This window comes from Bacillus cereus group sp. MYBK30-2 (assembly GCF_051915945.1).
GTDB classification, from domain to species: Bacteria; Bacillota; Bacilli; order Bacillales; family Bacillaceae_G; genus Bacillus_A; species Bacillus_A paramycoides.
This window is the reverse complement of sequence record NZ_JBQAFR010000002.1, coordinates 1,368,975-1,392,769: the sequence shown is the minus strand read 5'-3', so window position 1 is coordinate 1,392,769 and position 23,795 is coordinate 1,368,975. Positions and strand designations below refer to the sequence as shown.

The window sequence follows — 23,795 nt, the reverse complement described above, 5'->3', positions numbered from 1 at the left end:
GGTGAAACATGAAGCTACTCAATTATATCGGTATTATATTAATGGCTATAGGGCTATGTATGGGATCATATTATGCGGTGGAATGGTATAAAGGAAAAAGCGCCGCTCAAGAATTAACAAAAGAAGAAATAAAGAGTCTTAAAAATATACAAGATAATCAGCTTTCTAATGAAAAACCAGTAACTTCCCAAGTGCCTTCTACTCAAATACAATATAAAGAAGGAGAAAAAGCAGCCATGTTGCATATTCCAAAAATAAAGAAGAAGTTTTCTATATATTGGGGAGCAAGCGATGCAACTTTAAAAAAAGGAGTCGGTATGTTTGTTAGTGATTTAACGACAACGCCATCTGGTGGAGGGCATACTGTATTAAGTGGGCACAGGGATACTGTATTCACAGAATTGGGAGACCTGAAAGAGAAAGACAGTCTTTTGGTGGAGTATGACAATAAAATTTACACATATGAAATTCAAAAGAAGTGGATTACACATGCGGATGATCGCACTGTCATTGTGAAAAAAGAAGAACCGACTTTGACACTGACGACTTGCTATCCATTTGATTATATAGGGGATGCACCAGATCGATATATTATCGAGGCAAAGTTAGTTACGAGCAATTCAAAATAAAATTATAGAGTGATACATGCTAGCTACTTAAAATGAGAGGGGGAGACATAGATTATGTCAAAAAACATTTTAATTGTTGAAGATGAAGAGATTTTACGTGAAATATTAAAAGATTATTTTTTGAGTGAACAATATATAGTGTTTGAAGCGAGAGATGGGAAAGAAGCTTTAGTTTTATTTGAAGAAGAAGAGGTTGATTTAGTTATACTTGATATTATGTTACCAGAACTAGATGGATGGTCTGTTTGCCGAAGAATTCGTAAGACGTCCCAAGTTCCGATTATTATGCTGACGGCACGTGTTGATGAGGATGATACGCTACTTGGTTTTGAACTTGGAGCAGATGATTATGTGACGAAACCGTATAGTCCGCCTATTTTATTAGCAAGAGCGAAACGATTATTAGAAAGTAGAAAAGCATCAAAGAAACCTTTAGAGAATGAAGATGATACGTTATCAATTCATGGCATTCACGTCCATTTTCCGTCACGTACTGTTACTGTTGATGAGGCAGACGTTAGTTTAACACATACAGAGTTTGAAATATTAGTGTATTTCATGAAAAACCAAGGAATTGTACTAACAAGAGAACAATTAATTTCAAAAATTTGGGGATATGAATTTGCTGGCGATGATCGAACTGTTAATAGCCATATTCGTAATTTGCGAAATAAATTAGGAGAGAAAGCAAAGTATATTACAACTGTAGTGCGAACTGGATATAAATTTGAGGGGAATGTATGAGAAAAGGGATTGTACTAAAATTATTTACTCTCACAACAGCGTTATGTATGTTAATTTTAGCAACTATTTTTATTGGACAAACGATATTTTTTAAACAATATTATGCAAATCGAAAAGTAGAAGACATTAAAGTGAAATTAAATTCCTTTGAGAAGAATTATTTAAATCATACAGGAAGTGCAGAAGAAGTTCAGAAATTGGAGCAAGACTTTTTAAGAGAAAATAATACGTGGGTCACGACATTAGATCAGAATGGGAATTTAAAACATGCAGATGATTTTTATTTTGAGGTAACGATAGATCGTAGGCAACAAAAGAGCTTTGGACAACAAATATTCAAAATTCCCTTATACAATCTCGTCAATATAGAGGAGATTGATAATAAATCATCAGAGCAGTTTTTAGGACAAGAAATTTATTTTTCTGGAGTGAAACAAGAAGATAGTTTTATTCCATTCTCTTTCTCGTTAGCTAAGCAGAATTTAAGCGGATCTAATAAACCGTTAGAAAAAGCATTTAATGAGAAAATGAGTAAATTAAATGAGGAGAAAAAGAAAGTAGCTCAGGAACAAGTTGTTAAGGAAAAGAAGCCGGCCGTTCAGGAGCAAGCTGCCCAAGAACCAGATGTTTACATAGGAGGGCGTGTTACGAAAGTACAGTTTCCAGATGTAAAAGGACCTGTAAATCCAATTTATAAAAACACTTTATTTTTGGATAGTATAAAAGAATTTCAAACGGATGTATTACTAAAAGAGAGTAATCAAATAGAGTATTCAACAAAGACAATGGACTATGGAAAAAATGATATAAAATATAAATTATTAATCAAACCAATAAAAGAAAAAGACGGATCGGTAACATATATTTATGCAATGGCTTCTTTACAGCCTGTAGATGAAGCTGTACAAATGGTGCAAGATTATTACATCTACATCATTGCATTTGTAGTCGTTCTTATATTTCTAGCTTCATTTTACTATTCAAAACAAATTGCAAAACCATTACTAGTAATAAATGATACAACGAAGAAAATAGCTCATTTAGATTTCACAGAAAAAATACCGATTACTTCAAAAGATGAGATTGGTGATTTATCACAAAATATTAATACACTATCTAATAAACTACATTCACATATTGGACAGCTTGAACAAGATATTGAGAAGGAAAGAAAATTAGAAAATACGAGAAAAGAATTTATTTCAGGTGTTTCACATGAATTAAAAACACCGTTAAGTATTATGAAAAGCTGTATTTCTATTTTAAAAGATGGGGTAGCGGAGCATAAAAAAGAGTACTATTTTCAAGCGATGGAGCGAGAAGTAGACAAGATGGATACTTTAATTTTGGATATGCTTGAGTTAGCAAAATTTGAGTCTGGCACATATAAAATGAAAAAAGATTCATTTTATATTGATACAGTAATTGAAGACATATGCGAACAGCTTTCCGTGGAGATAGAGAAAAAAGAACTTCATGTTCATAAAAATGTATGTCCAATTGAAGTAATTGCAAATCAAAGTCGGATTGAACAAGTCATCGTGAACTTCATTACGAATGCAATACGTTATACACCAAATAAAGAAGATATTATTATTTCCACAATAGACGAGACGAATCATATAAAAGTGTGTATTGAAAATAAAGGTGCTCACATTGAAGAAGAACAATTAGATAAGATTTGGGACCGTTTTTATCGCGTGGATGCGGCACGGAAACGTTCACAAGGTGGAACGGGGCTTGGGCTGGCCATTTCTAAAAATATTTTAGAATTGCACGATGCTGAATATGGGGCAAAGAATACAGAAGATGGTGTGTTATTTTACTTCTATTTACCGAAAAAAGCGTAGATGATACAATCTACGCTTTTTTAATTTAATTTCATATTATCTTTACTTAATCTTTATTTTTAAGCGATATAATCTGGTTAGAAAAAGAGGTTATGTAAGGAGTAGATTAGCCGTGAATAGCAATTTACTAGGTGTGATGGTTTTTATTTTTCTTTGTGCATTTATTGTATTTTTAATTGATATTACGATATGAAAAAAGAGCGCTAATTAAGCGCCCTTTTTTTGTGAATTCATTTGATAAGCACTCATGCTTTTGAATAAGCGTGGTGAAGTTGTAAATAAAAGAATTAGTAATACAGTACATAGTATGAAAGAACCGATCATTGTACTGCCGTTTACAATTAATGAATATAAAACAGCTGATTGTCCTTTCGGCGCGTATTGTCCCCAGAAAATAATACCAGCAATAAAATGACAGAAATAACGTGCAAAGCTACCGATAAATGTCGCAAGGATAATATATACGAGTGCTTTTTTTCCTTGGTTTTGTTTTGATGTAGGTTTATCTTTGCGACTGCCAAAACTTGAATGTTCTGCATCACTGCTGTTTGAAGCAAGAGCTTTTTGAATTGGACGATAGAATAATCCAGCAAAGCCGATAAATGCAAAGGCTATGAAGTATTCAATGAATGCTTGCACTGGCGTTAAAATGTAAGCATCACCTACGACAATTTGTAAAAGTCCCCAAATTAAGCCTCCCAAGAAAGCCATTTTGAAGCCCCAGCGGTATGCGATAATAAAAATAGGAATCATAGCAAATGAAATGGAACCGCCTGTTGGAAGTTTAATTGATAATGGTAAAATGTCGATAATCAAGGCGAAGGCTGCAAGAATTGCAGATTCGATCATCGCTTGTAAATTGGTGTTACGCATGTTGTCTCCCCCTAAATCCAAGTTGCACAAAAAAGAACATTATCATAGGAGGGATACGAAATACGTAAATGAAAAAGAGGTATGTATTTCGGACGTTTGCACAATCCCTGCGTTAGCATTAACTAACAGGTTCGAAGGGTCGGAACGAAGTGTTCCCTCTCAGCGGCAAGGCTCCCCCTGTGATAACGAGATTCTTTATTTGCTATTGTTTATTGTAAGCGAAATGGATGAGAATGGCAAATGAACCTTGTATGACAATAATTGAAATATAATTGTATTGAAATGTTAATAAATATGAAGCAAAAAGATATAGTCCAAATGAAATAGAGTATGATATAATTTTCTTGAAAATAATTATCATTCTCTTCTGAGGGGGAAGGTTATGAGCTTAGTAGATATTAAAATTGGTGAGAAAGTGTTAGTACAAAGTATTCAGTCGCTAGATAATTTACTAAAGAGAAGACTGGCTGCTTTCGGTCTCGCGGAAGGAAGCGAACTTCGCCTGAAACAGAAAGCGATGTTTAAAGGTCCTTGTACATTGGAGTGTCGCGGACAGCTAATTAGTATTCGTCATTGTGACGCGAAAATGATAAAGGTGGAATTAGCGTGAATAAGGTTGCTTTGCTAGGGAATCCGAATACAGGGAAAACATCATTATTTAATGCGCTCACTGGTTCTTATGAATATGTAGGGAACTGGAGCGGTGTAACAGTAGAAAAGAAGGTTGGTAAATTAAAAGGTAAGCAAGGAACATTAATTGATTTACCAGGCGTTTATGATTTAAATCCAGTTTCACGTGATGAAGGTGTCGTTACGAATTTTCTATTAACAGACGAATTTCATCATATGTTAAATATAGTGGACTCTTCGCAATTTGAGCGAAATATGCATTTAACATTGCAATTACTTGAATTTGGTAAGCCAGTTTCAATTGGTTTAAATATGATTGATGTGGCAAAGCAAAGAGGAATTGTTATTGATGTAAAACGATTATCAGAAATATTAGGAGTAACAGTCGTTCCTGTCGTTGCAAGAAGCGGAAAAGGCTGTGAAGAATTACTTGCTACTCTTCATGAAGAGAAGCAAAAAGAGAAAAAACCATTCGTTATTTCATATGGTGTACAAATGGATGAAGGGATTGGAGAGGTAATCGCTCTTTTAGAGACAGCGAATTATGAGCATCCAAGATGGTTAGCCCTTCAATTTTTAAGCAATAACGAAGTAGTAGAAAAAGAAATGAAAGCATTACCAATTTATAAGGAACTTATAGCCATTCGATCTCGTTTAGAAGGAAAACTTGATTGTACGTTGGAGGAGCATATTTACAAAACTCGTGAAGCGTATATTGAAAAGTTAAAAACAAATGTCATTCAGCATGAGAAAGAAGGAAAAATTCCTTTTTCGGAAACAATCGATAAGTTAATTACACATAAAATTTTAGGACTTCCAATCTTTTTAGCAGTTATGTTTTTTATTTTTCAAGTTACGTTTACGTGGATTGGTACACCTTTATCTGATATGCTTGATGGATTTTTTGGCGGGCAACTTACTGATTGGGTTACAGCTGGTCTCGCAAGTGTTGGGGCTTCTGACTTTATTCAAGCGCTCGTTACAGAAGGTATTATTGCCGGTGTTGGTGCGGTATTAGTATTCGTTCCACAAATCTTTGCACTATTCTTCTTCATTTCATTATTAGAAGACTCAGGATATATGGCGCGAATTGCAGTTGTTATGGATAGAATTATGGAGTTTTTCGGCTTAAACGGAAAAGCATTTATCCCGATGATTATCGGCTTTGGATGTAACGTTCCAGGTATTATGGCAGCGAGAACGATTGAGCAGGAGAAAGAACGTTTACTTACAATTTTAGTAACACCATTTATGTCTTGTTCAGCACGTTTACCTGTATATGCATTATTTGCGGGAGTGTTCTTCCCTCATAGTCAGGCGACTGTTGTGTTTTCTTTATATGTTGCAGGTATTGTTCTTGCGTTACTCGTTACAAAAATTATGTCCCTTACTATTTTAAAAGCGGAAAAATCTATTTTTGTAATTGAACTACCTCCTTACCGTGTGCCACAAGTGAAAACACTATGGCTGAGCACGTGGGAGAAAGGTAAAGGATTTGTTCGTAAAGCAGGTACATTTATCTTCGGTGGTTCTGTTGTCATTTGGTTATTAAACTATGCAGGCCCATCAGGATTCGGTGTTGCTATGGGAGATAGTTTCTTAGCGGTAATCGGCGGATTTATCGCACCACTTTTTGCACCGCTCGGTTTTGGAACATGGCAAGCTGCGGCATCCCTTTTAACAGGATTTTTGGCAAAAGAAGTTGTCGTTTCTACAATGGCAATTATTTATGCGGTTAAAGAAGATGTGCTAGGAAATGTAATGGGGGCACATTATACTGCGTTATCAGCATATGCATTTATGTTCTTTATTTTATTATATGTTCCGTGCTTAGCGACAGTAGCTGTTATTAAACGCGAAACTGGATCAGTGAAATGGACGATTTTCTCTGTCGTTTATCCACTCGTTGTTGCTTATGTATTAACGCTCATTATATATCAAGTTGGATCCTTACTCGGATTCTAGAAGGAGATGTATTACAATGATGGTCAATATTATAATTGGAGCTATCATTTTTGGTTATGCAGCATATACGTTAGTTAATTTTGTAAAGAGAAGTAAAAAGGGAAAATGCGCAGCATGTTCTTTAAATAAGTCGTGTCAGTCGCAAACTTGTAGTCCAGATATGGAGCAAATTGCTCATAAATAGAAAAAAGCTTTGCGAATTTCGCAAAGCTTTTTTACTTATTTCTTAATTTTTACAAGTTGTGATGCTTCTACACCATTTTTTCCAGGGAATTCTTTACTAGGGTCCTTATCGAACTTTAGTACACCTACAGATTTCTCTTCACCTTTTACATTCCCGTAAGTTGCATCGTCAACAATTGCGAACATGTCTGCATATGCGCGGCCGCTTCCGATAATTGTGTTACCTTCATATTTTAATTTTGCCCCATCAAGTGTAGCATTTTCTACTTTATCTTTTGCAAACAGCACGCCTTGCTCTGCTGTTACAGCTGGTAATTTATCAATTGCTTTTGTGTCGTCGTTTTTATCGACTTTTCTAATGAGTTCTTTCTTAACAAGTTCTTCGCCAGTTTTCTTATCCATTACAAGTACTTTTTTACCTTCAAGTGTTGCAACTTTCATTTTATACATATCTTTTTCTTTTACATCTTTTTTGTTTTTATCTGCGATTTGTTGAACTTGCTCTTCTGTTCCGTATAATACAAAGCCGTTCGCTTTTTCTCCTAATAAAGAACAACCTGATAATGCTCCGAATGAAATTGCTGCTGCTAATCCGATTCCTACTAATTTTTTCATGATGATTTCTCCTTTTATATGTTTTATAGTGAATACAGTTTCTGTATTAGTCCTTACATTATGAGAAGCTTTTTTGTTATTCCGTTGCTTCTGGTATTAGTGTATAAGAAATATAGAGATGTAACTATCGAGCTAGCTTACAGTAGCATTACAATGATGTAATTTAGTGAAAGTACGTAAAAATAAGTTAATTTCGAGAAAAGAAATAATAAGAATATAGTAGGAATACAATATTCTATCTAGAATGTCATATTATATTGGATGTATTTTGGAAATAACATGTAAGGATATCTTAGTTTTGTTATAATAAACACATAGGTTGTAAAAATGAATATTCTTACTGTAAAGGGAGATTTTTAATTTTTCTAAGTAGTGAATTTGAAATATGAGGTATATCATAGGAGGAATTTGAATGTCTGTATTTAAACGATTACGAGATTTAACAATGTCAAATGTGTATTCATTAATTGAAAAAGCTGAAGATCCAGTTAAGATGACGGATCAATATTTACGTGATATGCAAGCGGATGTACAAGAAGCTGAGAAAAGTGTAGCTGCTCAAATCGCACTTGAGAAAAAGTTCAAGTTATTATTTGAAGAGCAAGAAGCACTTGTGAAAAAACGTGAAGAGCAAGCACATATGGCTGTTCAAGCTAGTAACTTAGATCTTGCGCGTCGTGCTCTTGAAGAAAAACAAAATGCAGAGCAAAAGATGAATGAATATAAAGTGAGCTATGAACAAAATAAAGCTGCTGCTGATAACCTTCGTGCGAAGCTAGAAGAAATGCGTAAGCAATTAACAGAGCTGAAAAATAAACGTGAAACACTTGTAGCACGTGTAAATGCAGCGAAAGCACAAAAGAATATTAATCAGGCGATGTCTGGATTTGATGCAAATACAGCAAAAGCTGGTTTAAGCCGTATGGAAGAGAAAGCTCTTCAATTAGAGGCTGAGGCAGAAGCGAGCGGTGAAATTTACAAAAAAGAAAAATCATTAGATGATGAATTCGCAAGCTTAAACAAAAATTCTGCTGTTGACGATGAATTAGCTCGTATTATGAAGCAGTATGAGAAATAATATAGAATAGAGACAAATGGACCGACATGTCTAAATATATTCATGTCGGTTTTCTATTATATTTTAGAGGAGGTTTTGCAATGACATGGATGAATGTGTTAGCTATGCTCGTATGGACAGGGGCGAGTGCGGTACTTTTATTTGCAATTATGTGGATTGATTCGATTTTTACAAAGTACAATGATTTAAAAGAAATAAAAAATGGGAACACGGCTGTGACAACACGTTTCGTTATGAAGCTATTCGCTCAAGGATACATCTTGTCACAATCAATAACGAAAGCAAATGATTTATGGCAAGCGCTTCTTGCCTCAGCAGTTTCATTCGTTATTTTATTAGTTGTAGAAATGTTTATTGAATTTGTTTTAAGAAAAATGGCAGGTCTTGATTTAGAAGAAGGAACGAAAGAAGGCAGCGTAGCACATGCGATGTTAGCTGGTTCATTACATATTGTTGGTGCACTTATTTTAGGTGCTTGTTTATAAATAGAGAAGGAGGGGTATATTGTGAGCTTATTCAAACGTATTAAAAATATAATGAAAAGTCCGGAGCAGCCGAAACCAGAAAAGAGTCTTTTAACGTTAGCTCCTGGCGATATGATTGAAGTTTCGTTAGTAATGTACGAATTGATTGGGAAAACGAGCATGCATTCTCGTAAGGAGATTGTTTTAACCCTGCAGGACGGGAAAGACATTCGTTATTTAAAAATTGAAGACCGTGAAAATACGTATTACAAATTATATACACCGATTGACGGTCGTTTAGATTCAATTGATGAAATTCCGACGACAATTGAAATGGATGATACAGAGTACCACATGGAAGAACAATATAATGGACGTGTTGTTGTAATGGGGAAAACACCATTCGCTGCTTCGGAGGAACAGTACGTATGGGAATTCCAGTCTGATAATCGTAAATTATTACGTATTGAATGGCAAAATGGTCGCACAATGATGTATGAGGGAGAAACAATTATTCCTGCTGATGTACAAATCATAAGAGCAACATAAGGGGGGCGTAATCATGTCAAACCGATTGTTTACCATGATTAAATCGTTCGTAATCCCTATACTTGCTATCGTTACATTACTTGTTATTGCGGGTTATGCTTTATCAGGCTGTCAAAGTGGTCAAGCGAAGTCAATTCAAGACCGCTATCCGCTTGAGTCTGTCGCAAAGGAAGGTAAACAAGAATCTTACGTGTATAGGGCCGCCAATCGGTCAGTTCCTGAAGTCGCAAAGGAACTTATAGCCGAAAGGAAACCGAAGCAAGCATCTAAAGAAGACGAAAATCAAATGTTCCTCGTTTATTCTGATAAAATGTATAACCTTCAAAAGGATAAAGAGAAACCATCTGATACGCTAATTGAAATAAGTAATGAAGAATTTGTCCGTCAAAATTACCAACCATCCTTCTTACAAGGATATATTATGGGGAGTATAATAAACGACATATTCGGTTCACGAAAATCATCATACGGTGATTATCGCGGATATAACGACAGACAAAATCATAAACCGGTTATTCCGGAAAGACCACCTACGAAAGAAGAAAAGAAAACCCCGCCTCCAATTACGAAGGAAGGGAAAGGATCGATTATTAAGCGAGGCGATAATGTTGATTCGAAACCATCAGTAGGTGATACAGGTAGTATTACGGAAAAAGGAAGTAATACCCCGCCACCGTCTACTGGAAGTAAAGGAACAATCACGAAAACGCCAGGTGGCTCGAGTGGATCTGATGTGAAGCCGAAATCATCCATTAAAACTCCGCCAAAGAATACGTCTCCCCCGAAAACGAGGGTTGGCGGCTCAGGAACAATTACGAAGAGAAGATAGTGGAGAGACCGAGGAGTGTAATTTGCTTTTCGGTCTTTTTTGTTATGGGAATTAATTCCTTGTAGCTGGTGCAATTAAGGCATAAGGGGGGATAGTATGACTATGTATAAAAGATTTAGTGTAATTATGTTCCTCGTATTATTCTTGAGTTTGTTTGTCATTTTCTTACAGAAAACTCCCACCTCAAGGAATGGGTAGGATATGGTCCAATGAGTAGGTAGGAGATGAAAGTCGGTTAGGAAAAAGCCTAAAGGCTCTTCTTGGTGAAGAATCAGTATAAGGTATCGTAATTCAAACAGCTCGTTAGAGTGTTAAGTGGGGGTAGTTCAATAGTACAACGATGAAATTTCACTTTGTAGTAGGTATTCTATGGATACTATGTACATGTACTCTATTTTTGTATATTCCGCTACGCTTTCAACATGAAGTACCCGCCTTTCAAAAATACGTAGTATGGATTAAAAGCGGGGGAAGATGGGGGGAGTAAAATTATATCAGCGATTATTGGAATATATCGACTTACCGACAAAAACTGAAAACACTAGCAACCTAATAATAAAACGAGGCTTTTCCAAATTTTTTTTGGAAAGCCTCGTTTGTTATAACTATTAATGAATATCATGTTTCTTGAAATTACCGCCTTTTACTTCTGCTACGTCATAAACTGTAATAAAGGCATTTGGATCAATTTCCTGAATAAGTTCTTTCATTTTACTTTCTTCTAAACGGTTAATTACACAAGAAATTTCTTTAAATTTCTCTCTTGAATAACCACCATAAACTTCATTGTATGTTGCGCTTCGGCCTAAACGATCGCGAATCGTTTCTACCATTAGCTCAGGTTCTTTTGTAATGATTTTAAATGTTTTTGATCCACTTAAACCAACCTCAACAATATGAATTACTTTAGAAGCAATAAAGTAAGCAATTGCCGAAAGGATAGCTCCTTGAAGACCAAATACTGTTGAAACAAAAATAAAGACAAACATATTTAAGAATAAAATAAGGTCACTTGTTCCAAATGGTAATTTACGAGAAAGTAATACGGCTAGCATATCGATTCCATCTAATGCACCACCGTTACGTAACGCAAGTCCCATACCAAAACCGATAATAATACCACCAACAACAGTAATTAAAAGTGTGTCGCCTTCAATAATGGTTGGTACGCCGTGCATGAGAACGGTACCTATTGCTAGTGAAGCGATCCCGATAATAGAATAAATTGCAAAGCTTTTACCAATTTGCTTATATCCTAACCAAACGAAAGGAATGTTAATAATTGCGATTAGAAGTCCTAATGGTAATCCAAATAATCTTGAACTAACGATACTTAAACCAGTCACACCACCGTCTGATACGTTATTTGGAATTAAGACAGCTTCTAATCCGTACGCTGTGATAAATGCCCCAATAATAATCATCAAAGCTTTTAAAGCGATTTTTAGCTTATTGGGCTTGTTTTTGATAATTTTCTTCATATAATTTCCTCGTTTCAAATCAGTTTCTTGTTTGTTACATAATTCACACTTAAATTTCATTTTAACATTTTATTTGAAAAAATTCTCCTTTATTGGATGTATGCAGGGAATATTATCACCATATTACCATTAAAATATTTTTGAAATTCGTATAAGAAATCCCATCCTTTCAAAGGATGGGAGGGTGTTAAGAAAATATAAAACTAATGACTGTTAGGAATAAAGCGAAACCTAAAATAGTTCCACATACTTTCATATGGCGCTTACGACCCATAACGACGATTGCAACATATTCGCGAATCATTGCGTTAGGCCAGTAATAAAATGCTGTTTTGGAGCCAATTCCTTGGCTGTTAAGACCAGCTTGTCTTGCATATATACCAGCACGGAAAAGATGGAAATTATTCGTTGTAAAGATACTTTTATACTTACCTTCAGGTTTTAATGAATCCATAATTTCTTTAGAAAACAACATATTTTGATATGTGTTTACAGAGCGATTTTCTTGCACTGTATGTTCAAAAGGAATTCCTTTTTCAACAGCATAATTTTGCATCGCTTCTGCTTCTGGAAGATTTTCATCTGGGCCTTGTCCGCCAGAGAAAATGATTGTCGGCGGTGTAGTAACAGCTGCTTGTTTCCAATAAAAGTCGATCGCTTTATTAATACGACTTGCAAGTAAAGGTGGCACTTTATCATTAATTAAACCACTGCCAAGAACGATGATGAAATCTTGGTTACGTCTCGGTCTATTGAATTGATATAAAAAATAAGCGCTTAAGAAGTTAGATAAATGTATAAAGAAATACATAGTTATAAGAGAAATAGCAGCAAAAATAAATTGAAAATGTGTTGAGAATAAACTTGCTGGGTTTATGATAGGGAGTAGTATAAAGAATAAAATCCCTAAAGCCGCAATTAAAGTTAAAGAGTTTGTGAAGCGTCGTCCTTCTCTCTGCATTAAAATTCTTGCATTAAGAAATAACCCAAACATTAAAGCGACTATAGCAAAAGGTATCATTACAATTAGCGCTATCATGGGAATAATAACGATAAAATGTAAAGCGTTATTACCAGATGCAAACGAGACGATTGCACAAAATAATAGAAATGAACAGAAAAAGGCATTAAACAAAAAACCATTTATTATTTTTCGTGGATCTTTTAAGTAAGAGATAAGAAAAATAATAAACAATATAAGAGGAATAATTCCAAAATACATAAATATAGTACACCTCGATTTTTATAATGTTTTTATTACCCTTTTAATATTACATGATTTTGAAGTTGTTGATGAAAAAATAACGATTTAGAATTTTCTCAATAAATGTTATAGATAAATATGATAAAATGTATTCAAAGCGATATATTAAAAGTAAAATGGTTGAGAAGGCACTCTGTAGAGTGTCTTTTTTCTTTTGGGTATGTAATTATGCATATTGTGTTTATTTTCAGGGAAAGAGGATTAAAATATAAGTTGTGGATACACGCTATAAAGCAGAATTTTATATAAACATTTACCTCTACTCTTTTTGTATCTAACAATCTTGTAACAATTAATGATTCTGTTTTCTAGTGTGTGTTTACGAAAAGTGGGATGGGCTGGATATAAACAGGGGAAAGAGCGTCTTCTTGAAAGGCGCCTTTTTGTTATTTAGTGCAAATGGTTATCACCATTGATATAGTGGAAAATATCTATACTAAACATTAGCAATCTTCCGTATAAAGATTATCAATTTACTATATATTCCAGTGGTGATAAGCTACATATGAAAGGCTTTCTTTTTCAAAATATTACCCCTAATAAAATTTTGAAGAAGTCAACTGTCTCCAAACTAGCCATTCATGCTTAGAGAAAAAGCACTCAGCCAGAGTGCTTTTTCTTATTTAAACATGCTATTTTTTTAGGCAATTCTCATAAAATAAAAGTAACGAAATGAAAGTGGGTGACAAAATGCCAGCTGTTGTTGAAGGAGTTATTATTGAAAACTGTAACGGAACAGTTAATTTAGGTGATAAATATAATGTGCAGCCAATTGAAAAAACAAAAGCGTATAATGGATCGGGGTCATCAAATACTGGATTTAATGTGAGAACATTTAATGGTATTAGTACAGCAGATGTAATTGATAGCGATGTGTATGATCAAGTAATTCAATCTACGTTATAATTTTTATATGTAAAATTGCATAAAGTGATGTGTTTGCCCTGTGATACAATTTAGCTGTGAGCTGTTAGTGATTCTTCTTTATCATAGTTGTTAGATTAGAAATGTAACATCTTATCGAAAATCATACGTATAAGAAAAAAGACACTTCGCTTGAAGTGTCTTTTTTCATTTTAGTGATACCCTTTAGCAGAGTCTTTATGAATTTTATTTTTAAATATGCTGTAGCTCCAAAGTTGATATCCAATAACGATTGGTACCATGACCATTGCAACGAAGAACATAATTTTCAAGTTTAATTGACTACCTGCTGCGTTGTATAACGTTGTACTATAGGCGTCGTTAATACGTGATGGTAACATTCTTGGGAACATACCTGCAAAGCCGGTTGTCATAAACATTGTGATTGTTAAGCAAACGAATGTGAATGCAAGGCCGATTTTATGTTTGTACACCATAATAAGTGCTAGTACACTCATTAACATTGCAAGTACTGGAAGAATGAATAGTACAGGATATTCCGTAAAGTTTTGGAATAAATTTGTGCGATTTGCAGTTGCTACATAGAAAATAGCTAAAATGATAGCAGCTGCCATTGAAAATGGTCTTGCGATTTTATAAGCACGATCGGATACTTCACCAGTTGTTTTAATCATAACCCAAAGGGCACCAGATACGACGAATATAGCGGTGAAGAAAAGACCACCTAAAATGCCGTAATGGTTTAGTAAGCTAAGTAAATTTCCTTCATAACCATCTTTTCCGATTTGTAGTCCGTAATATAGGTTAGCGAATGTAACACCGAATAAGAAGGCGATTAGGAAACTACCAATTGCAAATGCCCATTTACAAGTTTTTTGCCATATTGGTGAATCGTCTTTATGCATAAATTCAAGTCCAGCAGCACGAGCAAATAGTGCAAGTAATACTAAAAATAGTGGTGTATACAGGTAACTAAACATATTTGCATATGTGATTGGGAAGGCAGCGAATGTTGCACCACCAGCTGTAATTAGCCATACTTCATTACCACCCCAGAATGGTCCAATTGCTTCTTGTAATTGATTTCGTTCTTGTCTATCTTTCGCAACGAACGGGAAAATCATCCCGTTACCGAGTGCGTAGCCGTCAAGAATAAAGTAAACTGTCCAAATCACACCCCATAAACCGAACCAGATGATTGCAAGCATATCATGAGACATGAGCCACACCTCCCTCAGTATTATGTTCTTCTAATGCAGCTGGTCCTTTTTTCGCGAACTTCAGCATTAAGTATACGTCTGCAATTAAGAGTAAAGTGTAGAACAATATTAAACTAATTAATGAGAACCAAATTTGTGGAACTGATATAGGTGATACAGATTCTGCTGTACGCATCAATTTATATACTGTCCATGGTTGACGACCTACTTCAGCAACAATCCAACCAGCGTTAATTGCGATATATGGAAGTAAGACAGACCACATTGTAATTTTTAAATAACGTTTTGAGTTTTCTAGTTTTCCTTTTCGGTTTAAATAGAAACCGAACCAAGTTAATGCCATAAAGAACATGCCAAGTGCAACCATTAAGCGGAAGCTATAGTACACGAGGTTAACGTTTGGACGATCTTCTTTCGGAATATCTTTTAAACCAACAATTTCTCCATCAAATGAGTTTGTATAGAAGAAACTTCCGAGTTTTGGAATTGTAAGCAGTTCAAAGTTTTTTTCATTTTTCACATCAGGAATTTGAATGATTGAGAAGCCTTGTCCTTTTCCAGTTTCCCAAACAGCTTCCATCGCAGCTCCTTTTGCTGGCTGATACTTAGCTGCTGATACACCGGATTGATGTCCCATAAAAGGTGTAATAGTTGCAGCGAATAACCCTAGCATTAAACCAAACTTAAATGATTTTTTGAAGAATTCCACTTCATTTTTACGTAGTAAGTGATATGCGCTAATTGCCATAACGAAGAAAGCACCGACAATATAACAACCAATTACAGTATGGAAGAACATATTCCATGCATATGGATTTGTAACAAGAGCCCAGAAGTCATTTAATTCAGCGCGGCCGTTACGTACTACGTAACCAACAGGATTTTGCATAAATCCGTTTGCCGTAATAATCCAAAGGGCAGAAATGTTTGTTCCAAGTGCAACCATCCACATACAGAAAGCACGGAACTTTGGTGAGATTTTGTCTTTACCGAATAACCATATTCCCATGAAAGTAGATTCTAAGAAGAAGGCGACGAGTGCTTCGATTGCGAGAGGTGATCCGAAAATATCTCCCATATATTTGGAGTACTCAGACCAGTTTGTTCCAAATTGGAATTCCATCGTAATCCCAGTTATAATCCCCATTACGAAGTTAATTGTAAATAGTTTTCCCCAGAAATTTGCCATTTTGCGGTATGTTGGATTCAATGTGCGGGCGTATTGAGTCTCCATACATGCTACTAAAATAACAAGTCCGATTGTCAAAGGTACAAATAAAAAGTGATAAAAAATAGTAATTGCAAATTGAAAACGACTCAGTAACAGAACGTCGGACATAATAAATATTCACTCCTTTTTACATTATCTACAGTTAGTTTATAGTGAAAATAGGGGGGGAGTATGTGTGACTTGTTACAAAGCTGTGTGTATATTTTGAAAGAATTATGTCGGTTATCTGAAAATATATTGTTTTTATAATAAGACAATATCCTTTTTGAGTTTTTCATATTTTGGTACACTATTTATGTAGTGTAAATGAGAGAAAAGAGGGTTTTTTACTATGAAGTCATTAGAAGAGATTTTGCAGTACAATGAAAAATTCGTTGAAGAGAAGAAATATGAAGAGTTTGTAGCTGGGAAATTTCCAAATAAAAGAATGGTAATTATCTCTTGTATGGATACACGTCTTGTTGAACTATTACCGAAAGCAATGAATATGCGTAACGGTGATGTGAAAATTATTAAAGTAGCAGGCGCTGTTATTTCTCATCCATTCGGAAGTATTATGCGTAGTATTTTAGTTGCTGTATATGAGCTTGGTGCTGACGAAGTATGTGTTGTTGGTCATCACGATTGTGGTATGGCAAAAATTCAAGCAAGCAGCACAATCGAAAAAATGAAAGAACGCGGTGTAACAGAAGAAAAGTTAGATACGCTTCGTTATTCTGGAATCGATTTAGAAAAATTCTTGCGAGGATTCTCTAGTGTAGAAGAAAGTGTAGAACATAGTGTATCGGTACTTCGCAACCATCCGTTACTACCTGAAGAAGTACCTGTTCACGGTCTTGTTATTCACCCTGATACAGGAAAATTAGATTTAGTTGTGAATGGCTACGAAGCTTAAGAATTTACTTTGTCATCCTTTTTATCTGGGACAGGATCAAATCCTCCTGGATGGAAGGGGTGACATTTTAATATACGCTTACACGTAAGCCAAAATCCTTTGAGTGCACCATGTTTTTGAAACGCTTCTAATCCATAATGAGAACAAGTCGGATGAAAGCGACATGTTGGTGGCGTCATCGGAGAAATGAACTTTTGATAAAAGCGTATAATACCGATAAAAATCTGTTTCATAATGGTCTCCTTTTCAGCATAGTCTTAAAGTATTATAGCACGACCGTACATAATTCTTTACTAATGTTAATTTCCGTTATATCATATTGGATATAACGGAATTAAATTAAAAGCGGGAGAGATGTTGTATGCCATCAGTAGAAAGCTTTGAATTAGACCATACGATTGTAAAGGCACCTTATGTAAGACATTGCGGAGTTCACAATGTAGGTAGTGACGGTATTGTAAATAAATTTGATATTCGTTTTTGCCAACCGAATAAACAAGCGATGAAACCAGATGTTATTCATACGTTAGAGCATTTATTAGCATTTAATTTACGTAAACATATTGATCGTTATCCGCATTTTGATATTATCGACATTTCACCAATGGGCTGCCAAACAGGATACTATCTTGTTGTAAGCGGGACACCAACAGTTCGTGAAATCATTGATTTATTAGAACTAACATTAAAAGATGCGGTTCAAATTACAGAAATTCCAGCTGCAAATGAAACGCAGTGTGGCCAAGCAAAGCTTCACGACTTAGAAGGAGCGAAACGCTTAATGAATTTCTGGTTAAGCCAAGATAAAGATGAACTTGAGAAAGTATTTGGATAAAAGGAAAACTGCCTGTGAAAGGGCAGTTTTTTATTTTTCCTCTGTCGATAATTCCTATTTCCGTTAAACGAACGCACCTGTAGCCAAAATGAAAAATATAATTGGGCAAGAATATTGATGTGAGCTTATTGGAAAGCGAAATGAAAATAGCATTTGACATAACACCTTTAGGTGTTATAATGAAAAACGAAACCAAATGGTGTTATTTTTAGTTTTTTTAGGAGGTAAAAGGAATGGACAAGCAAGGACAAGAAATGTTTTTGAATTTTATTTTACAAAGAGTTCAAGAAGATAAGCAGGATGAAGCAAAAGCAATACTTACAGAAAACTTCAAGAAACAAGATGAGGGTGCGTTCTCAAAAGAGGATATTGAACAATTTATACCTAAAATGATTAGTCTACTAAAACCAGAAAAATTAGAGGAAGTAAAAGCTGTAGTAAAACAATTTTCTGGAAACTACGGTAATAAATAAGAAGAAACAATCTAAACATAATGTTTTCTAATAAGCTGTACACTCCATATTCTTTTAAACTTTGAAGTTAAAAGGGAGGATGTGAAGCACGTTATATGCTTAAACAAGAATCATTAGTTACTATACAAAGTTGGCTGTACTATTGGAAGGATAAGCTATCTGCTCTAAAAACGTCTGTAGAGGAAGATAACAATTAGTTATAAGAGAACCGAATTTGTGTTGTTTAACACTTATTGGTTCTCTTATTTGCTTTGGTCGTATTCTTTCAACTGTCCTGTTCTTCTTTTCTTATGGAAGTATATCAGAAATTCCAGCGAAGAAAGTGATTGTTGCAACGATAAAACAAGAGATAGCTTTCGATTTTTGCTTTTGTTGTATTTCATCAATTCCACAAGGGATAAATATGATGCTTAAAAGGATAAATACGTAGGGGAAAAGAATAGAGATTTGTGCAAAGAGGCTAAATATAGCAAGAATAAAAGCAATAGCAGCTATTAAGATTCGAAGGTTTGTTAGCGTAGTATCCTCCTTAGAAAAATAGGCCTATGAAAAGAATGGCAAACATAGTGTTATCGAATGAAAATAATCATAATAGCAACGATTAAAGTGAATACGCCAGAAAAGAAGGAGATTGTACTATTTACTTTATTTTGTTTCTGCTTTTCTTCTGCGCTCATGATGAAAGTCATAATAGATAAGGCGATAAACATATAGGGCATCGTAACAAGCGGGTTTGTGAACATTCCATATAGGGCAAGAGAGATGACAGTAAGAGCGGATATAATGCGAAAAGTTTTTAGCATACTATTCCCAACCTTTTTTGTTTTTTAGATTATCCTCAAATTTATTAACTGTTTGTAAAAGCAAAATTGGTGAAAGGTAATAGTCAGTAGGTGATTAAAATTAAATTTTATATTTAGCGAAAGTAGTTCGATATTAGTATGAAGAACATAAGACTAGAAACGAAAAAATACGGAATACTCATCGATTTTCGTCCGGATTTCAGTTCATTAATTCCTATAAGAATAAAAAAACAACTGAGCGTAAATTGTATGTATGGGAGAAGTATGAAATTATCGGTAATAAGAGAATAAGTGCAAAGAGAGATTGCGAGAAACGTGAAAAAATACCGTAATCCAGTTAGCATCGTAGCCCTTCCTTTAAATAGACTAATTAACGAAATATTTCTGAGAAGCCAAGCAATAAAGCACCAGCACCAGCACCAGCTATTAAAGCAAGTGTACCACTAGTTTTTCTATATTTTTTTATTTCTTCTAGACCTATGGTGAAAGCCATCAATCCTAAGAAAATGAACATGTAAGGCATTATGTTTCTGTTGTCACTGATAAAACTATAGATTGCTATAGATAAAGCGATAAGTGAAAAAGTAATTCGGAATCCTTTTAACATAAAGGGGCCTCCTTCTATTTTATGTGGGTAATGATGAGAACAATCCAAGAGAAAGCCCCGGCAACAATACAAATAAATCCAGTTCCTGAATCCTTTTTCTTTATTTGTTCAATTGCAATGAGGAACATTAAAGCTCCTAATAGAAATTGTGAAAGTGGTAGAAAGTTATGTTGACCTGTCAGTAAGCCAATGCTGGATATGATGATGACACTGAGTGCGATTAAAATGCGTAGTATACGAAGCATGTTATGACTTCTCCTTGTTGTTTTTTGTATAGGGGTTATCTTCTGGCTTATCAACGGAATGTTTATATGCATAGCCTTTATTAATTGTCATGATGGAGAGTACTAATACGATCAGTACGATTATAATGCCGATAATTAATATTTTGAGCATGAAATCCCTCCTTTTCTTTATTTTACATAATTTTGTAATTGATGAAAACAATAGAAATTAAAAGGATGAAAGAAGGGTGTTACATGGAGAATAAAAAAACATATTATATATCAGTTGGAAATGGTCAAATTTCGCAAGTGAAGACGGCGGATACGTATAATTTTGAGATTTACGCAAATGACGAAGAGATTACAGAGTTAAGAGAGTATTTTGATCAAGCATATGAAGAGGACTTAGGTTCGTTTGTACGCTCCCACGTTCCATTCGTTGAGTATCATCACGATTCGAATAATGACCGATATGATGAACAACTACAAAAAGCATATAAAATGATTTATGATCTAGGGAATCATGAAACGAAAGAATTAGTCGCGCAAATGGGAATAATCAATGGATTATAATTGGATAATATTATGCAGAAAAGCGAGAATATGCTACAATTTGTGGTAGGAAAAACTTGTAACCATCAATAGGGGAGTAATGGCATGTACAAATTTAAAGATTATTACCACAATACTGTACAATTATCGTTTGAACGTTATCCATTTTCTCCTGAGCCAAAGCATGTTTGGGTTGTATGCCGGTACGGGGATCAATGGTTATTAACGCATCATTTACGTCGCGGTCTTGAATTTCCAGGTGGTAAAGTCGAACTCGGGGAAACACCGGAAGAAGCGGCAGTTCGGGAAGTTCATGAAGAAACCGGCGGCATAGTTTCTGATTTAACTTACTTAGGACAATATAAAGTATCCGGAAAAGACAAAATAATCATTAAAAACATTTATTTTGCAACAATTAGTGCGGTAGAGCAGCATACGCATTACGAAGAAACGAAAGGGTCTGTTCTATTAAAAGACATTCCTGGTAACATTAAAACTGATAGGAAATTTAGCTTTATTATGCGCGATGATGTATTAGCGCGTACGATGAAACATATAGAAGAAATCGGCTGTTTTACAAAGTAAAATGGCCGGTTTCTTTTTTTGCCCCCAAAAATGGTGTGAATATACCTTTACATTCAGGAATCAAAGCCTCCTCTTATTATTGTCAGTTTCTGTCGGTAAATCGATATATTTTAAAAATCGCTGATATATTTGGAGTTGTGGTCGATATATTCGGAAAATCGCTAATATAATTTCATTTACTATCATATCGTTTAAAAAATTTACTGAATCTCCACCTCTAAAAACGAAATCACCTCTAACAAATCATCCACCACACGTGAATGTTCAAAATCACCCCAAAACAAATCCTTCTTCCAAACGCCCCGAATTCCTACGTTTTCAGCTCCAAGCACATCGTTTTCTGGATGATCCCCAACATAAAGGCATTCTTCAGCTTTTACGTTTAGCTTTTGCAAAGCTCGTTCGAAAATTTCTCGGTGTGGTTTCTTAATTTTTTCTGCTTCTGAAATGAGAATTGTATTTGTATACGTATGTATGTTTAAGGCACGAAGATTATTTGTTTGAAAGTCAGTAAAGCCGTTTGTAATAATACCAATTTTTATATTGTGCTGAGTTAGTTGCTGAAGTAATTCATGCATGTTTTGGAAAGGAATGCAGTGATGTTGAAAGTTTGTAGTGTAGTCATGCAGCAGTTGCTCTTGTGTTAAAGTGGTAATGTTGTATTCGGAAAGGAGAGTAGCATATACTTTATCTTTCCAAGTGTAGCCATTATTATCGAGTTCAAGAAAACGAGAACAATACTCGGCTCGTTCTATGTTTATAAAATGAAGAGAAAAGCGATTGTATTGGTCGTGAATAAATTGCTTTAAAGATTGACGACGATCTAATAGTGTCCCATCTAGGTCGAAAAGTACTGCACGAATCATAAGTAACCTCCTTAAAAAATAGGGATATTTTCATAAGTAATTATCGCATATTTGTTAGAAAATGATTATTATATTTTTGTAGAATGAAGCGATGGAGGTTTATATGAAGGAACTGTATGGAAGGTTAGTTTGTTTTATTATTTCAATTGGCTTAGTGGCTGGATGTGATATGACGAAGCAAACTTCGAAAAGAGAGAAGAAAGATGTGTGCGAAACGACAGAAGAATGCACGCAAATAGGAGATAAAACACTTCAAAAAGTATATAAAAAGATAGATGGACTTTCAGAACTTGAGGTACCAGAGGATTATGATGTAGAAGAACATGTAAGTAATGATAGGAAAGAAGCAGAGAAGAAAAAAGAGGATGATGAAAATTATTTCTTTTTAGCTTCTTATTATATTGATGGTGATGAAATTATAGATCCTTATTTCGACAAACTAGATCGTAAACGATTGAATAAGGCTTTTGAGGAGGATAAGGAAGCGAAAGAAGAAGTATTAAAGCAACGTAAAGATAGGGATTATCATGAATCGTTATGGGAGATATATAGCACTCTTATTCCAGCTAAGTATCGCACTGACATAAAAGAGTTTGACATGGTAACAGATGGTTACGACGGAATTGTCGCCCACGTTATGCCAAGTATGGAGTATCCGAAAGAGTGGACCATTAGTTTAGATACGCTTGATTCTGCAGTAAATATCGATCAAGTGATAAAAACGTTAATACATGAGACGGCTCATGTATTGACGCTGGGGCATAAACAAATACCAGTAAACGAAAAGTACTTAAAAGCTTTTGAAGAAGATAAAGATATTTCATCATACCAAAATAAATGTGAATCTCTTTTCTTACAAGAAGGCTGTGCGAAGAAGAATTCTTATATAAATCAATTCCATACATCTTTCTGGAAACCAATTGAGCAGGAATGGATTGAAAAGAAAGTGGAAGAAAGTGAAGAAGCTCAAATGGAATTTTTTAAGGAAAAGCATGATGATTTTGTTTCACTGTATGGGACGACAAATGTGGCAGAGGATATTGCGGATACATTTACAGCGTTTATTTTACAAGATTCAAAAAAGGTGAAAGAAGGATCAGAATTAAAACATAAAAAAATTGCCTTCTTCTATCAATTCCCCGAGCTTGTAAAAATGAGAGCGGAAGTGTTGTCGGGATTATATGATATTTCGAGGGATATAGAGCAGTCATAGTGTAGTTTTCACTATTTGTCGGTAAGTCGATATAATTGGAGTTATGTTCGATATATTTTTAGTCGATCAAATGAAAACGCGAGGACGTTCCGTCCTTTGCGTTTTTTTTATGTTGATAAAATTGAAAATTCAGTCTTTTAATAAAAAGAAGCAGGAACTGAAGCTTTAAAATAGAATTAGTATAAAAATGTCACAAATTAGACACAATTATAATGCGCATAGTATAGGGACTATAAGTTTACTCTCGAGGAG

30 protein-coding genes and 1 riboswitch are annotated in these 23,795 nt (G+C 34.7%); of the genes, 17 read left to right on the top strand and 13 right to left on the bottom strand.

All coding sequences use genetic code 11. The features are described from left to right. Positions 1–8 precede the first annotated feature (8 nt). The 3 genes from ACTFQM_RS18895 to ACTFQM_RS18885 are packed head-to-tail and all read left to right on the top strand — an operon-like array spanning position 9 to position 3,223. Positions 9–629 (top strand): class D sortase, encoded by a 621-nt coding sequence (locus ACTFQM_RS18895; protein WP_440035661.1) that lies wholly within the window; start codon positions 9–11, stop codon positions 627–629. Between the two features lie 54 nt (positions 630–683). Then, positions 684–1,373, top strand: a complete 690-nt coding sequence (locus ACTFQM_RS18890; protein WP_440035660.1) for a response regulator transcription factor — start codon at positions 684–686, stop codon at positions 1,371–1,373. Then, the gene (locus ACTFQM_RS18885; RefSeq protein ID WP_440035658.1) at positions 1,370–3,223 is read left to right on the top strand and encodes a sensor histidine kinase; all 1,854 of its coding nucleotides are present in this window, start codon (positions 1,370–1,372) and stop codon (positions 3,221–3,223) included. The genes ACTFQM_RS18890 and ACTFQM_RS18885 overlap by 4 nt, the downstream gene beginning before the upstream one ends. A gap of 207 nt (positions 3,224–3,430) precedes the next feature. On the opposite strand, the gene thiT is transcribed toward ACTFQM_RS18885, so the two are convergent. Further along, positions 3,431–4,096 (bottom strand): energy-coupled thiamine transporter ThiT, encoded by a 666-nt coding sequence (gene thiT, locus ACTFQM_RS18880; RefSeq protein WP_440035656.1) that lies wholly within the window; start codon positions 4,094–4,096, stop codon positions 3,431–3,433. Positions 4,097–4,182: 86 nt separating this feature from the next. After that, positions 4,183–4,284, bottom strand: a riboswitch (TPP riboswitch). Positions 4,285–4,478: 194 nt separating this feature from the next. Here thiT and ACTFQM_RS18875 point away from each other — a divergent pair. The 3 genes from ACTFQM_RS18875 to ACTFQM_RS18865 are packed head-to-tail and all read left to right on the top strand — an operon-like array spanning position 4,479 to position 6,875. Next, positions 4,479–4,706 (top strand): FeoA family protein, encoded by a 228-nt coding sequence (locus ACTFQM_RS18875; protein ID WP_025148865.1) that lies wholly within the window; start codon positions 4,479–4,481, stop codon positions 4,704–4,706. Then, the gene (feoB, locus tag ACTFQM_RS18870; RefSeq protein WP_440035654.1) at positions 4,703–6,691 is read left to right on the top strand and encodes a ferrous iron transport protein B; all 1,989 of its coding nucleotides are present in this window, start codon (positions 4,703–4,705) and stop codon (positions 6,689–6,691) included. The genes ACTFQM_RS18875 and feoB overlap by 4 nt, the downstream gene beginning before the upstream one ends. A gap of 16 nt (positions 6,692–6,707) precedes the next feature. After that, the gene (locus tag ACTFQM_RS18865; RefSeq protein ID WP_000989597.1) at positions 6,708–6,875 is read left to right on the top strand and encodes a FeoB-associated Cys-rich membrane protein; all 168 of its coding nucleotides are present in this window, start codon (positions 6,708–6,710) and stop codon (positions 6,873–6,875) included. Between the two features lie 35 nt (positions 6,876–6,910). Here ACTFQM_RS18865 and ACTFQM_RS18860 read toward each other — a convergent pair whose 3' ends face one another. Beyond that, a complete protein-coding gene (locus tag ACTFQM_RS18860; RefSeq protein WP_440035653.1) occupies positions 6,911–7,489 on the bottom strand; it encodes a lipoprotein BA_5634 family protein in 579 nt (192 codons plus the stop codon). A gap of 412 nt (positions 7,490–7,901) precedes the next feature. On the opposite strand from ACTFQM_RS18860, the gene ACTFQM_RS18855 reads away from it, so the two are divergent. The 4 genes from ACTFQM_RS18855 to ACTFQM_RS18840 all read left to right on the top strand — a co-directional run bounded on the left by ACTFQM_RS18855 (position 7,902) and on the right by ACTFQM_RS18840 (position 10,409). Then, the gene (locus ACTFQM_RS18855) at positions 7,902–8,567 is read left to right on the top strand and encodes a PspA/IM30 family protein (RefSeq protein WP_440035652.1); all 666 of its coding nucleotides are present in this window, start codon (positions 7,902–7,904) and stop codon (positions 8,565–8,567) included. Between the two features lie 80 nt (positions 8,568–8,647). Next, entirely contained in the window at positions 8,648–9,052 is a 405-nt protein-coding gene (locus tag ACTFQM_RS18850) for a DUF350 domain-containing protein (protein ID WP_440035649.1), read from the top strand. 21 nt (positions 9,053–9,073) lie between these two features. Next, positions 9,074–9,580, top strand: a complete 507-nt coding sequence (locus ACTFQM_RS18845; RefSeq protein WP_048374405.1) for a DUF4178 domain-containing protein — start codon at positions 9,074–9,076, stop codon at positions 9,578–9,580. Between the two features lie 13 nt (positions 9,581–9,593). Then, positions 9,594–10,409 carry a DUF4247 domain-containing protein gene (locus ACTFQM_RS18840; RefSeq protein ID WP_071718161.1) on the top strand — a complete coding sequence of 272 codons (816 nt, stop codon included), beginning with the start codon at positions 9,594–9,596 and terminating at the stop codon, positions 10,407–10,409. Between the two features lie 608 nt (positions 10,410–11,017). On the opposite strand, the gene ACTFQM_RS18835 is transcribed toward ACTFQM_RS18840, so the two are convergent. Further along, positions 11,018–11,890 carry a YitT family protein gene (locus ACTFQM_RS18835; RefSeq protein ID WP_440035646.1) on the bottom strand — a complete coding sequence of 291 codons (873 nt, stop codon included), beginning with the start codon at positions 11,888–11,890 and terminating at the stop codon, positions 11,018–11,020. A 187-nt stretch (positions 11,891–12,077) separates the two neighbouring features. Next, a complete protein-coding gene (locus tag ACTFQM_RS18830; protein ID WP_440035643.1) occupies positions 12,078–13,112 on the bottom strand; it encodes a YdcF family protein in 1,035 nt (344 codons plus the stop codon). A 714-nt stretch (positions 13,113–13,826) separates the two neighbouring features. Between ACTFQM_RS18830 and ACTFQM_RS18825 the strand changes: the two genes are divergently transcribed. Next, the gene (locus ACTFQM_RS18825; RefSeq protein ID WP_071718159.1) at positions 13,827–14,060 is read left to right on the top strand and encodes a spore germination protein; all 234 of its coding nucleotides are present in this window, start codon (positions 13,827–13,829) and stop codon (positions 14,058–14,060) included. A 170-nt stretch (positions 14,061–14,230) separates the two neighbouring features. Here the strand turns inward: ACTFQM_RS18825 and cydB are convergent, their stop codons facing one another. Further along, complete coding sequence (gene cydB / locus ACTFQM_RS18820) at positions 14,231–15,259, bottom strand: cytochrome d ubiquinol oxidase subunit II (protein WP_440035639.1); 1,029 nt, start codon at positions 15,257–15,259, stop codon at positions 14,231–14,233. Next, a complete protein-coding gene (gene cydA, locus ACTFQM_RS18815; RefSeq protein ID WP_025148876.1) occupies positions 15,249–16,598 on the bottom strand; it encodes a cytochrome ubiquinol oxidase subunit I in 1,350 nt (449 codons plus the stop codon). Before cydA ends, cydB begins: the two co-directional genes overlap by 11 nt. Positions 16,599–16,821: 223 nt before the next feature. Between cydA and ACTFQM_RS18810 the strand changes: the two genes are divergently transcribed. After that, on the top strand, positions 16,822–17,385 hold the full coding sequence (locus ACTFQM_RS18810) for a beta-class carbonic anhydrase (protein ID WP_025148877.1): 564 nt from the start codon (positions 16,822–16,824) through the stop codon (positions 17,383–17,385). Here ACTFQM_RS18810 and yidD read toward each other — a convergent pair. Then, entirely contained in the window at positions 17,382–17,618 is a 237-nt protein-coding gene (gene yidD, locus ACTFQM_RS18805) for a membrane protein insertion efficiency factor YidD (RefSeq protein WP_000809328.1), read from the bottom strand. The genes ACTFQM_RS18810 and yidD overlap by 4 nt on opposite strands. Before the next feature lie 128 nt (positions 17,619–17,746). Between yidD and luxS the strand changes: the two genes are divergently transcribed. Both luxS and ACTFQM_RS18795 read left to right on the top strand, forming a co-directional pair. After that, positions 17,747–18,220, top strand: coding sequence for an S-ribosylhomocysteine lyase LuxS (gene luxS / locus ACTFQM_RS18800; RefSeq protein ID WP_025148878.1), 474 nt, complete (start codon positions 17,747–17,749; stop codon positions 18,218–18,220). 233 nt (positions 18,221–18,453) lie between these two features. Then, a complete protein-coding gene (locus tag ACTFQM_RS18795) occupies positions 18,454–18,693 on the top strand; it encodes a hypothetical protein (protein WP_002173908.1) in 240 nt (79 codons plus the stop codon). A gap of 288 nt (positions 18,694–18,981) precedes the next feature. On the opposite strand, the gene ACTFQM_RS18790 is transcribed toward ACTFQM_RS18795, so the two are convergent. The 5 genes from ACTFQM_RS18790 to ytzI form a co-directional block, all read right to left on the bottom strand. Next, complete coding sequence (locus tag ACTFQM_RS18790; protein ID WP_440035832.1) at positions 18,982–19,194, bottom strand: DUF3953 domain-containing protein; 213 nt, start codon at positions 19,192–19,194, stop codon at positions 18,982–18,984. Positions 19,195–19,262: 68 nt separating this feature from the next. Then, positions 19,263–19,496, bottom strand: a complete 234-nt coding sequence (locus ACTFQM_RS18785; protein ID WP_242273624.1) for a DUF3953 domain-containing protein — start codon at positions 19,494–19,496, stop codon at positions 19,263–19,265. A gap of 370 nt (positions 19,497–19,866) precedes the next feature. Next, a complete protein-coding gene (locus ACTFQM_RS18780; RefSeq protein ID WP_440035634.1) occupies positions 19,867–20,103 on the bottom strand; it encodes a YczI family protein in 237 nt (78 codons plus the stop codon). Positions 20,104–20,117: 14 nt separating this feature from the next. After that, entirely contained in the window at positions 20,118–20,348 is a 231-nt protein-coding gene (locus tag ACTFQM_RS18775; protein ID WP_440035631.1) for a DUF3953 domain-containing protein, read from the bottom strand. A 1-nt stretch (position 20,349) separates the two neighbouring features. After that, on the bottom strand, positions 20,350–20,499 hold the full coding sequence (ytzI, locus tag ACTFQM_RS18770) for a YtzI protein (RefSeq protein ID WP_440035629.1): 150 nt from the start codon (positions 20,497–20,499) through the stop codon (positions 20,350–20,352). A gap of 83 nt (positions 20,500–20,582) precedes the next feature. On the opposite strand from ytzI, the gene ACTFQM_RS18765 reads away from it, so the two are divergent. Both ACTFQM_RS18765 and mutTA read left to right on the top strand, forming a co-directional pair. Next, complete coding sequence (locus ACTFQM_RS18765; protein WP_002173903.1) at positions 20,583–20,900, top strand: hypothetical protein; 318 nt, start codon at positions 20,583–20,585, stop codon at positions 20,898–20,900. A gap of 84 nt (positions 20,901–20,984) precedes the next feature. Beyond that, complete coding sequence (mutTA, locus tag ACTFQM_RS18760; RefSeq protein ID WP_002173902.1) at positions 20,985–21,464, top strand: antimutator 8-oxo-(dGTP/GTP)ase; 480 nt, start codon at positions 20,985–20,987, stop codon at positions 21,462–21,464. Between the two features lie 200 nt (positions 21,465–21,664). Here the strand turns inward: mutTA and ACTFQM_RS18755 are convergent, their stop codons facing one another. Next, the gene (locus tag ACTFQM_RS18755) at positions 21,665–22,330 is read right to left on the bottom strand and encodes an HAD family hydrolase (protein ID WP_440035626.1); all 666 of its coding nucleotides are present in this window, start codon (positions 22,328–22,330) and stop codon (positions 21,665–21,667) included. 103 nt (positions 22,331–22,433) lie between these two features. Between ACTFQM_RS18755 and ACTFQM_RS18750 the strand changes: the two genes are divergently transcribed. Beyond that, positions 22,434–23,543: a recombinase family protein gene (locus tag ACTFQM_RS18750; RefSeq protein ID WP_440035624.1), complete on the top strand. Its 1,110-nt coding sequence runs from the start codon at positions 22,434–22,436 to the stop codon at positions 23,541–23,543. The last annotated feature ends 252 nt before the right edge of the window (positions 23,544–23,795 follow it).